This window comes from Pelistega sp. MC2, assembly GCF_900099475.1.
In the GTDB taxonomy this organism is placed as follows: Bacteria; Pseudomonadota; Gammaproteobacteria; order Burkholderiales; family Burkholderiaceae_B; genus Taylorella; species Taylorella indica.
Genome location: NZ_LT628275.1, coordinates 796,495 through 808,978, shown reverse-complemented (window position 1 = coordinate 808,978; position 12,484 = coordinate 796,495). Strand labels below are relative to the sequence as shown.

Genomic DNA, 12,484 nt, shown 5'->3' with positions numbered 1-12,484 from the left:
TGTTGGTTCGAATCCCGCCGCTCCGACCAACAAATTCAAGGACTTATGTTCAGCGTACTGATTTAAATATTGATATTTAGTGTATAAAAAACACTTCTTCCCCCACTCTCTGACTTCTTCAAAATCCCTTTATCTAGCAAATCTGTGATATCACGCAATGCCGTATCACGAGAACAGCCTGTCATTGCTACCCATTTACGGTTATTCAGTTGCCCGTCAAAACCATCAAGCAAACGATTTAATACTTTTATTTGACGCTCATTTAGAGAAACAGCACGCCATTGTTGCCAAGATTTGGCTTTGAATAATACGTCATTCAACTGTAGTTGTGCTGCCTGCATGGCTGAGATTAGGCTTTGTAAGAACCATATTAGCCACTCAGTAATATCATTATTGCCTTTTTGTGTTTGTTCTAATATAAAGTAATATTCATTTCGTGTTTTTTGAATTTGAGCAGACAAGCTGTAAAAACGTTGTGCTGTACCATCTGCTCGCGTGAGCAATAAATCGCCTAATGCTCGGGCAATTCTGCCATTGCCATCTTCAAAGGGGTGTAAGGTCAAAAACCATAGGTGAGCAATCGCTGCTTTAATAAATTTATCATGTTGCGTATTGTGATTAATCCAATCTAGAAATTCAACCATTTCAGACGATAAATTTTCAGCTGGTGGTGCCTGATAATGGATTTTTTCTTTACCATACGCACCTGAAATCACTTGCATAGCACCATGTGAATCATCACGATACTGGGCGACGGCTATCTTACTCAAACCGCTATATCCTGTCGGAAATAATGCCGCATGCCATGAGAATAGGCGTTCATCCGTGACGGATTGTCTAAAATGTATAGTAGCGTCTAGCATCATTTCAACGACGCCTTCAACGTATCGTTCTACAGGGCTTAATGCACCAATATCCATACCAAGTTTTCTAGCAATAGAGGAACGCACTGATTGAACGCTCAATTTTTCACCTTCAATTTCGCTACTTTTAACTACATCTTGTGTGAGTATCGTTAAACTGGCTTGCTGGCGTAAATCCCAGCCTAATTCTTGCATTCGCCCTAACAACAAACCTTGCTGGTGATAAACCTGATTGAGCAAGTCGATTAATTCATGGCGCTGATATTGCCATGTTTTCCAATTATCTTGCTGCCATATATAAAGGGTTTTAGACGCCATCAGTCAAATTCCTTATTTATTTGCCTTATAATTTAAGGTAAATAATAACATTATTTGCTGAAATTTTCAGGTAGCATAAAGAGAATTTTCGAATTCCACTGCTTCCACCATTAATACCATTAATTGCTGTGAAGACTATACCAGACTAACCTAACACTATTCCCCTACTCAACCGTGAACTGCACCCCATAAGTTGGATACTACTTATAGAGGTAGTTCAACGGGAATCAGTTCACCGAGTAGGTTTTATTTTAACTAAACAGTTTTTGATGCTTGTTATCAAATTAACGCCATATAAACCGTCATCACGTCTCTTTTCAAAAAACTTCGGGTTAAAATATACCTTTATAGGTAGGAAAAAAAATGGCTGACTTAAGCAAAATCACATGTATCGAAGACTTACGCAAAATTGCAAAATTCAAAGTCCCTAAAATGTTTTATGATTATGCTGATTGTGGTTCCTATACAGAATCCACTTATCAAGCCAATGAATCGGATTTGCAAAAAATCAAATTCCGTCAAAAAGTCGCTGTCAATATTGAAAATCGCTCCACCAAAACAACCATGCTTGGTGAGTCTGTTTCTATGCCTGTCGCTCTCGCGCCTACTGGTATTGCGGGTATGCAACGTGCTGACGGTGAAATTTTAGCGGCAAAAGCGGCTGAACATTTTGGTGTACCATTCACATTATCTACCATGAGTTGTTGCTCTATTGAGGATGTGGCAAGCCATACTTCTCGTCCATTTTGGTTCCAGCTATACATGATGAAAGATCGTGATTTTATGGCTGACTTAATTAAACGCGCTCGAGAGGCTAGATGCTCTGCGCTCATGGTAACGCTAGATTTACAAGTCTTAGGGCAACGTCATTTAGATATTAAAAATGGACTTTCTACGCCCCCTAAACCTACACTTAAAAACCTGCTAAATTTGGCCCTGAAACCCGAATGGTGCTGGCATATGTTGCAAACAAAGCGCCGTAGTTTTGGCAATATTGTAGGTCATGTCAAAGATGCCGATGATATGAAAATTCTAGCGATGTGGACAGCAGAACAATTTGATGCTACCTTAAATTGGAATGATTTAGCTTGGATTAAAGAGCAATGGGGTGGCAAAATTATCCTTAAAGGTATTATGGATGCCTCTGATGCAGAAATGGCGGTGAAATGTGGTGCTGATGCTATTGTTGTATCCAATCACGGTGGACGTCAATTAGACGGTGCTCCTTCTACTATTCATGCCTTACCTGATATTGTAGAAGCTGTTAATCGTTTAAACAGTTCGATGGAAGTTTGGATGGATGGCGGTATTCGTGGTGGGCAAGATGTGTTACGTGCTTATGCCCTAGGTGCTAAGGGGACGTTAATTGGTCGCTCTTTCCTCTATGGGTTAGGCGCTTATGGTCAAGAAGGTGTTTATAAAGCACTTGATATTATTCAAAAAGAGTTAGATGTCTCAATGGCTTTCTGCGGTCATACAGATATTAACAATGTGACTAAAGATATTTTATTCACCCCTAAAGCCTAAAGCTATCCACCCTCTCACTTAGCACAGCTATCCTATTTTGCTATTGTGAATTGGGATTAAGCCTCTACGAGGTTAAATGCTCAGCGTTAATGCTAATGCGTTAGTCTATCGACACGCAAACGGTCTGTCATACATTCATGTATACAGACCATTTTTTATACCAATGTTAACGATAAATTATCTCTTGCGACTTGTACATTGTCAGGTAACGCACAAGAGTTTTGCATAAGATAAGCATCAACCTTATGATCAATGTGGGTAAGATAAGAGTTTGTTGCCTCAATAGTATTTAAGCATTCTAATGCTAGTGTTAAATCATTATGGTTTTTAGGGTTAGCTATTGGTGGATAAGAACAATCAATAACCGCATAGTCTAACGATACTGACCTCAAAAATTGTGTTACCTCTTCACTCAAGCCTTTCGTATCAGTCAAATAAGCTAGATTAGTTCCTTGTGTCGTTGATACCAGATAACCATAAGTTAGCTTAGAATGCTCCATCCGTAATGCCGTCATATAAAAGCCGGAAAATGCTTTAGTCTCAAAGGCTTCAAAAGTAGGGCTAAAATCTAAAATACCTGGATGTTTATATAAATCAGCTAAACCATCTGGATCAGCGGGACCATACACAGGGATGGTTAAATCCTTGCCCCAACGTAAATGTAATAATCCTTGCGCATGATCCGCATGATAATGTGTTTGAAAAATACCTTTTAATTTATCTGGTGCAAAACGTTCTGTTAAGTCTGTTAAACCACTATCAAGCAACCACTTACCGTCAGGCATTTCTATTAACGCACTACAAGGGCGACGTTTATACTCAGGCTGTAAACGCGCCCTTTCGCATGCGATACATTGACAGTTATAGACAGGCACTAAAGAAGAGCTTCCTGTACCCAAAAAGGTAAATATCATGATTGAATTAGCTGTAAAAATTGTTGAATAGTCTCTGATAATGTACCAGAATTATCCAACAATTTTACATCAGCTCCTTGTTGCTGCAATCGGCTATATAAGGATTCGTCAATCTCATGATTGCGTCTGATTCTCTGTTCGATCTGTTGTTGACTTTCTCGACCACGTGTTTGCAGTCTATGCCGTAGTACATCTAGTGATGCAATAACATTAATGACCAACACATTGGGATACCGTTGCAATACCTCTGGGCTGTATTGACGCGAACCATTTACAATCACTGTTTTTCCTTGTGATAACAAATCATCAAGTTCTTTGTCAATACCGTAATATAAGCCATGAGCCTGCCAACATAAGGCAAAATTACCCTGCTCTTTTTTATCCAGAAAATCGGCTTCGGTTAGGTAAAATGCACTTTCCGCACTTGTTTGATCTTGACGCGTTATCCACCTTTTCATGATATGAAAACGGTCATCTAAACTAGTGCGAATACCATTGAGCAAACTATCTTTACCAACACCAGAAGCTCCCATCAGATAAACCAAACGCCCTGGCATTAGAATACCCTATTACCTTTCTTATACACTTCTTTGACAATAAACTGGCTTTGACTACGACGGATTCGCATAATATCCGCCAATAGCCCTATCGCAATTTGTCCTCTATCCGGCAAGTTAGCTGCTCGAGCAGGTGCACCAGCAACCATATCCACTGCCTTGGGTAATGATACACCAATATCTGCATCCATTAAAATACGCACTGCCTGCAATAAACTCGCTGGATAGTAATCACTAGATAAAATATCTAAAATACCTTTTTTGGCCAAATCAATCGCCGCAATATTGCCTGAATGAGATCCACCACGAACCACATTTGGCGCCCCCATTAAGACCGCTAGACCTAATTTATGGCTTAGTTCTGCTGCCTCATGAGTAGTAGGAAACTCAGCAATTGTCATACCACATTCAGCAGACTCTTTTACATGCTCTTCTGTTGCATCATCATGGCTTGCCAACGATAAATTTCTAGCACGACATAATTCCACTATTTGCTTTCTAAAAGGATCGCTATATAGCTCTGCACAACGAGTTTGCTTTTCGATAAAGGCATCCATTGCCTCATCGCTTAAATGATATTTACCTTGGTAATACTCACGATATTTTTCGATTTTGACGAACTGACGTTGCCCCGGTGTATGATCCATGATAGACACAAGATGAACGCGTTTGTAATCGACCAATTCTTTAAAAATATCTAATGTTTTTTCGTGACTAACTTCACATCTCAAATGTAAGAAGTGATCTGCTCTGGTATGTCCATAATCACTCTCATGTTCAATGGCTTCAAGCATTCTTGGAAGCTGGGCTAAACGCATTCCTTTAGGATTCACATCACCGATTGAGAGCGCATCAAACACAGTGGTAATACCTGCCCCAACGATTTGTGCATCATGGGCAAGCACAGCATTGTGTGACGGCCAATCCACACCGGGTCTGGGATTCATATAACGCTCTAAGTTATCTGTATGTAATTCAATAAATCCTGGCATTAGATAATCTTGTTCCCAATCTACTGCCTGTGGTAATGATGAATTTCCCTGTTGAATTTCTTTGATAAGACCATTTTCAACAACAACAGACCCACGAATGACTTCGTCTGCTAAAACGATGTGTGCATTCTTAATCAACATATTAGACGACATCTTCATACTCCTGAGTTAGCATATTATAATAACGTGTTGCAACGGTTTCTCTGGCTTGCTTATCGTGAAAAATACCCACAATAGTTGTACCCTCTTTTTTCACTTCATCAATCATTTCTAAAACCACGGCTCTATTCATTTCATCCAAAGAGGCTGTAGGTTCATCCAATAGCAACACAGGCCAATGAACCATAAATCCTCTAGCAATATTCACGCGCTGTTGCTCCCCACCAGAGAATGTATTTGGTGCCAAATGCCACAATCGTTCTGGAATATTTAATCGAGAGAGTAAAGCACGGGCTTTACTGTCTGCCTCTTGCTCTGAATGTCCTCTCGCCAACGCAGGCTCTTTCACTACATCCAAACAAGTTACCCTAGGAATCACACGTAAAAACTGACTTACATAACCTAAAGTAGTCCGTCTTACTGCCAATACTTGATGTGGGTCTGCACCTACCATTTCACAAAAATCACCGTTATGACGAATACGTATCGATCCTCCTGCGGGTAAATAATTACCATATAAGGTTCTCAATAAAGTAGATTTACCTACCCCTGACGGTCCATGTAACACAAGACATTCACCTTGGTTTACCTCGAATCCTGTATTCGCAAGAACAGACAATACAACACCTTGTTGCTGATGCAGCGTGAAAGTTTTTGATAACTGTTTAACATCTAACATTAATGTCATTTTTTCTTTGCTCCTTAGACATTAAGGCTGTAACACCGAAGACACCAATAATTGGCTATACGGGTGCTGAGGATCATCCAATATTTGATCGGTTAATCCCGTTTCCACTATACGTGAACGTCTCATAACCACCAAACGATCCGCTAATAAGCGCGCTACCGCTAGGTCATGCGTCACGATAATAACTGACAAGCCTAGATCCCTTACCAACATCCGCATTAAATCAAGAAGCTTTGCTTGCACTGATACATCTAACCCGGCGGTTGGTTCATCCATAAACACGAGTCTAGGTTTGGAAACTAGGTTACGGGCAATTTGTAAGCGTTGCTGCATCCCACCAGAAAAAGTGCTAGGCAAATCATCAATACGTTTAGTATCTAACTCTACTTGTGTCATCCAATGCAATGCTGCTTTACGTAACTCTGCATAATGCCGTTCGCCTTGTGCCATCAAGCGTTCACCAATATTGGCGCCTGCTGACACTCCAATACGCAAACCATCACGAGGATTTTGTTCAACAAATCCCCACTCTGTTCTGAGTAAGGTCCGTCGTTGCGCCTCTGTAGAAGCGTATAAATCTGTCCGTTCATTTTTTGCATTAAGATACGTAATAGAGCCAGAATCAGGTGAGCGTCTACCTGACAACACACTTAATAAGGTTGATTTTCCTGAACCTGATTCTCCAACAATTCCTAACACTTCACCCGGATATAAATCAAAACTAATCTCTTGGCATCCTTTTTCTGGTCCAAACAAATGAGTGACATTCGTCACCTGCAATAATGGTTGTGAGCAAATACTAGCCATGACTATTTATCCTCCTGCTGTTCTACACTTTTTTTAGCTACTTGTTCGGCACAATAATCAGTATCAGAACACACATAACTACGCCCACCTTGGTCATCGGTAATCAGTTCATCTAGGAAAGAATGACGAGAACCACAAATATCACATGCATGATCCCATTGTTGAACAGTAAACGGATGATCCTCAAAATCTAGACTTTGTACCTCAGTAAACGGGGGGACAGCATATAGACGCTTTTCACGACCAGCACCAAAAAGCATTAAGGCAGGACTTTTATCTAGCTTAGGATTATCAAATTTAGGAATGGGTGATGGATCCATCACATAGCGATCATTCACTAGTACGGGATAAGCATAGGCTGTTGCAATATGTCCAAAACGAGCAATATCCTCATACAGTTTTACATGCATCACACCATAATCATTTAATGCATGCATCGTTTTGGTTTCGGTTTCCGATGGTTCAATAAAACGCAAAGGTTCAGGAATTGGCACTTGAAAAACCATAATTTGATCTTCTTTTAACGCCTTTTCAGGAATACGGTGACGTGTTTGAATAATCGTCGCAAGCTCAGTTTTTTCCGTTGTGTTAACACCAGCTGTTCGTTCAAAAAAATGTCGAATAGACACGGCATTAGTCGTATCATCTGCCCCTTGGTCTATTACTTTTAAAACATCATCTTGACCTAAAATAGCCGCTGTCACTTGCATACCACCTGTCCCCCATCCATACGGCAAAGGCATTTCACGTCCACCAAAAGGCACTTGATACCCCGGAATAGCCACCGCTTTCAGTAGGCAACGTCTGAGCATACGCTTGGTCTGCTCATCCAAATAAGCAAAGTTATACGCATTATCTATTGGCTTTGTTTGAGTACTAGACATTGTCATCCCCTTGTGTAGCCTTATCTTGTAAAGGTTTACGCATTTTTCTAATCAACTCTAATTCTGATTGGAAATCCACATAGTGAGGCAATTTCAAATGTGACACAAAACCAGCCGCTTCGACATTATCACAATGCATCATCACAAATTCCTCTTGTTGGGCAGGAGAGGTAATTTCCTCTCCATACTCTTTCGCTCTTAGGGCTCTATCAACCAATGCCATACCCATCACTTTACGTTCGTTATAACCAAATGCTAAGCCGTATCCTCTGGTAAACTGAGCAGGCTCTGTTAGCGATCCTACAAACTGATTAATCATTTCGCACTCAGTCACTTCTATATCACCAACAGGTACAGCAAAATCTAATTCTTCTGGCTCAATCCACACTTCCACAAAACCAATACGAATTTCACCGGCAAAAGGATGATTTCGTCCATAGCCTCGCTGTGTTGAATAACCTAGTGCTAATAAAAAGCCCTCATCACCACGTGCTAAGGCTTGCAACCGTTGCGCACGATTTGTCGGAAAATCAACCGGCTCACGCGTAATATCTGCTACAGGTTGGTTAGAAGACTCTTCACTTCTCATCAAACCCTCATCTTCAAGCATTTGTAATACCCTTGGATACTCAGTATCTTCCACTGTTTTCTTTTCAATGCTCACTTGATGATCTTGCTCTGCGGCTAATACAAAATCTAATAATCGGTGTGTATAGTCAAATGTAGGACCTAATACCTGCCCTCCAGGTAAATCCTTATAAGCTGCCGAAATACGTCTTTCCACTTGCATATCACTAGTCTCTAATGGACATGAATGACAAAAGCGGCTTAGGGTGGTTCGATAGGCTCTTAATAAAAATATGGCTTCTAGTAAATCACCTGCTGACTGCTTAATCGCCAATGCCGCCAAGGCAGGATCATATAAGGACCCTTCACTCATCACACGCGCAATAGCTAAAGGCATTTGCTGTTGAATTTGCTCGACACTCAACTCAGGATATTGGGTATCACCTCTGCGTTTATGGGCTAAAAGTTTATGTGCATGACTAATTGCCTTTTCACCACCTTTTACTGCCACGTACATAATTACTCTCCTACTTTCTTCATGCTGACTTTCGTGGTTCTAGGAATACCTAACATTGCTTTTGCATCAAACATAAAAAAGTCTAAACCACGTGGAAATTGATTCAATTGCTGTCTAAGCTCCCATAATTGAGCAGACACCTGAGGATTAATTATTTTTTCAGTTTCAATACCAGGTCCTGTCAAGCAATAACTGTCCCCTCCTTGTAAAGAGGTCACTTGCAAAAGTACGGTTGCCCCTTTTTCTGGATCTCTATCTGTTCCTAACCGGCATGAGGACAAAAGGTTAATCTCTTGCTCTGTGATAAGTACAAAATCTGCTTGGTCAATATCCGTGACGATTTGACAGCCACAATGAAATGAAAGGTTGTGCTTAATCTGCTCATTATCAAATGGCTTGCCTAGATAGACACGACTATCACTATCACAAAGTGTGAGAATCAACGCAACACCGACACCAGACAATGAGGCTAATGGAGCAACTGAGGCAGCTTGGCAATAAGTCCCCGGCTCTGATAAAGCTTTTAATGCTGCACGGAAAGTTAATTGTGCATCTTGCACCTCATCATTAAAGCCCTTTTGTAAAACTGCTTCTATCATGCTTCACCCCGAATTAATGTAAAGAACTCTACTTTGGAGCCTGCTACCTCAGCAGCACGTTGTTCTCGTTGTGTTTGTTGTGCTTGTGCTAATACATCAATAAGTTGAGCCTTGATGTCAGCATGTTCTTTTCCTTGCAAAAGTGCATCAGCAATAGCAGCTAACTCGGCTTGTTTCTGATGTCGTCCAGCAACATAGCTATAACCTGTGCGTCCATCATTTAATTGCACAACACAACGTGTGACGGTCATTTCACCTAAGTTAAATGCCTGACCCGTCCCGCCCGCTCGTCCTCTGACCATCACCATGCCGCTTTGTGCGGGTCTGATTACTTGATAGGGTTGTTGTGTCAATATATCTTCAAACTGAAGCAACGCTGTTCCTGCTCTTGCTAAAATTTGCATCCATTGCTGACGTTCCGTCAACTGTCTTGTCTTATTCATTCATTATCCCCATTCATCGTGACGTGGTAATTTACTCTATCGGCACGATTAATTGAAAAGGTGAGTTCCATTGGATTACCTAAAATATCTCTTGACACAGTCAGCACCGTTATAATTGGCGTTATTTGTGTCACACCTAACAAACTTGCTTCTAACGTAGTAGGCAATCGAGCACCTATTACGCTGGAATCTCTTTTTAGAAAAATACCTTGTTGCTTTAAAAAATGTCTAATTGAGCCGCCTTTATACGCTGAGAATACTTTTTCCAATTCTTGACTATAAATATGCTTCATCAGACTAATCACTTCATCATTAATCCATCGAATGGTTTGGATCTCAATGACGCGTGAGTGTTCATCTAAACCAAGTTGACGTAGTTCATCCTGATGCCCCTCACGAGTCATCCGTTTATGCAATCGACTATCTACGCTGATACCCTTTTGAGCAAATTGTTCACTAAAGGCTTTATTGGTTTTCAAAAAATACATGTAGGGACGGCTTAATACTTGTGTCCCTTTCCCTTGTACACGTAGGACAGCTCCCTCCTGAACCAACACATCTAAGGCTCGACGAATCGTATGACGATTCACTTCAAAGCGCTCTGCCAATACCCACTCACCTGGCAAAAAATCACCTGCTTGATATTGAACTAATTCTGATCGTAGTGTCCCTGCTATAGACTGATAAAGCGGCTGAACTTGTCTAGACAAGTTTTCACCCTTTGAAGATGAACGGTTAAGCTTTTCCATAAATCTCTTGACTCACCAAATGAGAAAACTAGATAAACATTTTACGCAAACGTTGAGAGGTCGTATCAATCACTGTAACACTGACAATAATAATCAACAAAATTGCACTTGTTTGAGTGAAATTAAATCCTCTAATGGCTTCCCAAAGCATCACACCAATGCCTCCTGCACCAACCATACCGACAACAGTAGCTGAGCGAACGTTTGACTCAAAGCGATAAAGTGCATATGAAATCCATAATGGCAATACTTGTGGAATAACACCAAAAATAATTTCTTGTAATTTACTCGCACCAGTTACCCGAACCCCCTCGACTGGACCGGGGTCAATGGACTCTACTGCCTCTGCAAACAATTTTGCTAATACGCCTGTCGTTCCTACAAATAAAGCCAGCACCCCAGCAAAAGGACCTAAGCCAACCGCCACGACAAACAACATGGCAAACACCATTTCATTAATAAATCTAAACGCATCCATTAGACGTCGTATTGGCTGATACACCCACCAAGGCACAATATTATTCGATGACATCAAACCAAATGGTATACCTAATAAAATAGCTAATACGGTTCCCCAAATAGCAATCTGTACGGTAATAATCATCTCTCTAAAATACAATTTCCAATCAGAAAAATCTGGTGGAAAAAAGTCTTTAGCAAATGTCAGCATATTGCCTGAATCCTTAATAAGCGTTAAGGGCTTCATCTCAGCTCCTTCCCAAGCCCATGCCAAGACAAAGGCAATCCCCACCCAGACAAATAGCTTAGCTAAGGTAAATGATTTAGGTGCTTGTGGTAATGAAGTTAATGTAGTATCTGACATAGTAATGATATAAATAGAAAAATTTACCGTCATCAAGCACTATTTAGCATAGTGCTTGATGATAAGGCACAGCAATAATCAATTATTTTTTCGTTTTTGCAATTGCTTCTTCAAGCTCTTTTAATTTGCTATCTAATTCAGCTAATTGCTTAGTTTTTTCAGCCTCTGGTAAGTCTTTTTTGTCCTCTACTTGAGCACGTTTCTTAAAGGCTTCTAATTGACGGATTGGTAATAATTGATCATTTGATGAAGGTTGGAATTTAGTCCAACCTAATTTTTTCAATGTTTCTAGCTCTTCTGGTTTATCGCCATAAGTATCAAAAAACACTTTAATTTTTTGTTTTGTCTCTGCATCTAATGTTGTACGCCATACAATTGGGTCACCAGGAATTAATGGAGAGCGCCAGATTTCTTTCAATAAGGCAGCCTTTTCTGGTTGCGTTTGTTTTAAACGATCCATACCTTCAGTATTAAAAGTACCTGCATCCACTTGTTTATTAGCGACTGATAACGCATTGACTTCATGGCTACCATTTACTACTCGTTTAAATGCACTTACAGGATCAACTTTATTCTTAGCAAATACATAGTAACCGGGTACTAAGAAACCAGAAGTAGAGTTCGGATCACCATTCGCAAAATTTAAGTTTTTAGCATTTTTTAATAGGTCATCTACATTATTTAATGGGCTATCTTTATGAGCAACAATCAAACTCCAATAGCCTGGAGAACCATCTGATGCTACCGTTTGATAAATCACTTCACCATTAGCACGATCAACCGCTTCAATCGCTGATTTATTACCATACCAAGCAATATCAACCTTATCAAAACGCATCCCTTGAATAATGCCTGCATAGTCAGGAGCAAAGAATGCTTTAACGTTATAACCTGTTTTTTTAGACATATCCGCCAAGAACGGATTCCATAATTGTCGTAAGTTTTGTGCTGATTCAGTAGAAATAATACCAAAATTCAAATCTTTTGCTTGCACAGTTGTTTGTGCAAAAAGTGTAGCTGCTGTTAAGCTGACTGTACATAATAACGATTTAAACATTATTGCTGTTCCTTATAAAA

General features: G+C 40.2%; 14 protein-coding genes. 1 reads left to right on the top strand and 13 read right to left on the bottom strand.

Translation table 11 applies throughout. The features are described 5' to 3' along the window. Nucleotides 1-62: 62 nt before the first annotated feature. Complete coding sequence (locus tag BQ4443_RS09375; protein ID WP_071058658.1) at nt 63-1,181, bottom strand: Fic family protein; 1,119 nt, start codon at nt 1,179-1,181, stop codon at nt 63-65. Between the two features lie 363 nt (nt 1,182-1,544). Here BQ4443_RS09375 and BQ4443_RS09370 point away from each other — a divergent pair, with 363 nt between their 5' ends. Beyond that, nucleotides 1,545-2,708 carry an alpha-hydroxy acid oxidase gene (locus BQ4443_RS09370; RefSeq protein ID WP_071058655.1) on the top strand — a complete coding sequence of 388 codons (1,164 nt, stop codon included), beginning with the start codon at nt 1,545-1,547 and terminating at the stop codon, nt 2,706-2,708. Nucleotides 2,709-2,863: 155 nt separating this feature from the next. Here BQ4443_RS09370 and phnP read toward each other — a convergent pair whose 3' ends face one another. Genes phnP through phnD form a run of 12 tightly spaced genes read right to left on the bottom strand, consistent with a single transcriptional unit; the run spans nt 2,864 to nt 12,464 of the window. After that, the gene (phnP, locus tag BQ4443_RS09365) at nt 2,864-3,622 is read right to left on the bottom strand and encodes a phosphonate metabolism protein PhnP (protein WP_071058653.1); all 759 of its coding nucleotides are present in this window, start codon (nt 3,620-3,622) and stop codon (nt 2,864-2,866) included. Next, nucleotides 3,619-4,179 carry a phosphonate metabolism protein/1,5-bisphosphokinase (PRPP-forming) PhnN gene (gene phnN / locus BQ4443_RS09360; RefSeq protein ID WP_071058650.1) on the bottom strand — a complete coding sequence of 187 codons (561 nt, stop codon included), beginning with the start codon at nt 4,177-4,179 and terminating at the stop codon, nt 3,619-3,621. Before phnN ends, phnP begins: the two co-directional genes overlap by 4 nt. Further along, nucleotides 4,179-5,324: an alpha-D-ribose 1-methylphosphonate 5-triphosphate diphosphatase gene (locus tag BQ4443_RS09355; RefSeq protein WP_071058648.1), complete on the bottom strand. Its 1,146-nt coding sequence runs from the start codon at nt 5,322-5,324 to the stop codon at nt 4,179-4,181. The genes phnN and BQ4443_RS09355 overlap by 1 nt, the downstream gene beginning before the upstream one ends. Then, nucleotides 5,314-6,018 carry a phosphonate C-P lyase system protein PhnL gene (gene phnL / locus BQ4443_RS09350; protein ID WP_071058647.1) on the bottom strand — a complete coding sequence of 235 codons (705 nt, stop codon included), beginning with the start codon at nt 6,016-6,018 and terminating at the stop codon, nt 5,314-5,316. The genes BQ4443_RS09355 and phnL overlap by 11 nt, the downstream gene beginning before the upstream one ends. 21 nt (nt 6,019-6,039) lie before the next feature. Then, nucleotides 6,040-6,825: a phosphonate C-P lyase system protein PhnK gene (gene phnK, locus BQ4443_RS09345; RefSeq protein WP_071058645.1), complete on the bottom strand. Its 786-nt coding sequence runs from the start codon at nt 6,823-6,825 to the stop codon at nt 6,040-6,042. Between the two features lie 2 nt (nt 6,826-6,827). Then, entirely contained in the window at nt 6,828-7,709 is an 882-nt protein-coding gene (locus BQ4443_RS09340; RefSeq protein ID WP_023950121.1) for an alpha-D-ribose 1-methylphosphonate 5-phosphate C-P-lyase PhnJ, read from the bottom strand. Then, nucleotides 7,702-8,793 (bottom strand): carbon-phosphorus lyase complex subunit, encoded by a 1,092-nt coding sequence (locus tag BQ4443_RS09335; protein ID WP_071058644.1) that lies wholly within the window; start codon nt 8,791-8,793, stop codon nt 7,702-7,704. Before BQ4443_RS09335 ends, BQ4443_RS09340 begins: the two co-directional genes overlap by 8 nt. Before the next feature lie 2 nt (nt 8,794-8,795). Then, nucleotides 8,796-9,392 (bottom strand): phosphonate C-P lyase system protein PhnH, encoded by a 597-nt coding sequence (gene phnH, locus BQ4443_RS09330; protein ID WP_023950123.1) that lies wholly within the window; start codon nt 9,390-9,392, stop codon nt 8,796-8,798. Next, nucleotides 9,389-9,835 (bottom strand): phosphonate C-P lyase system protein PhnG, encoded by a 447-nt coding sequence (gene phnG, locus BQ4443_RS09325; RefSeq protein WP_023950124.1) that lies wholly within the window; start codon nt 9,833-9,835, stop codon nt 9,389-9,391. Before phnG ends, phnH begins: the two co-directional genes overlap by 4 nt. Next, on the bottom strand, nt 9,832-10,584 hold the full coding sequence (locus BQ4443_RS09320; RefSeq protein WP_071058643.1) for a GntR family transcriptional regulator: 753 nt from the start codon (nt 10,582-10,584) through the stop codon (nt 9,832-9,834). Before BQ4443_RS09320 ends, phnG begins: the two co-directional genes overlap by 4 nt. 28 nt (nt 10,585-10,612) lie before the next feature. After that, a complete protein-coding gene (phnE, locus tag BQ4443_RS09315; protein ID WP_371128783.1) occupies nt 10,613-11,440 on the bottom strand; it encodes a phosphonate ABC transporter, permease protein PhnE in 828 nt (275 codons plus the stop codon). Between the two features lie 49 nt (nt 11,441-11,489). Then, nucleotides 11,490-12,464 (bottom strand): phosphonate ABC transporter substrate-binding protein, encoded by a 975-nt coding sequence (gene phnD, locus BQ4443_RS09310; RefSeq protein WP_071058642.1) that lies wholly within the window; start codon nt 12,462-12,464, stop codon nt 11,490-11,492. Between the last annotated feature and the right edge of the window lie 20 nt (nt 12,465-12,484).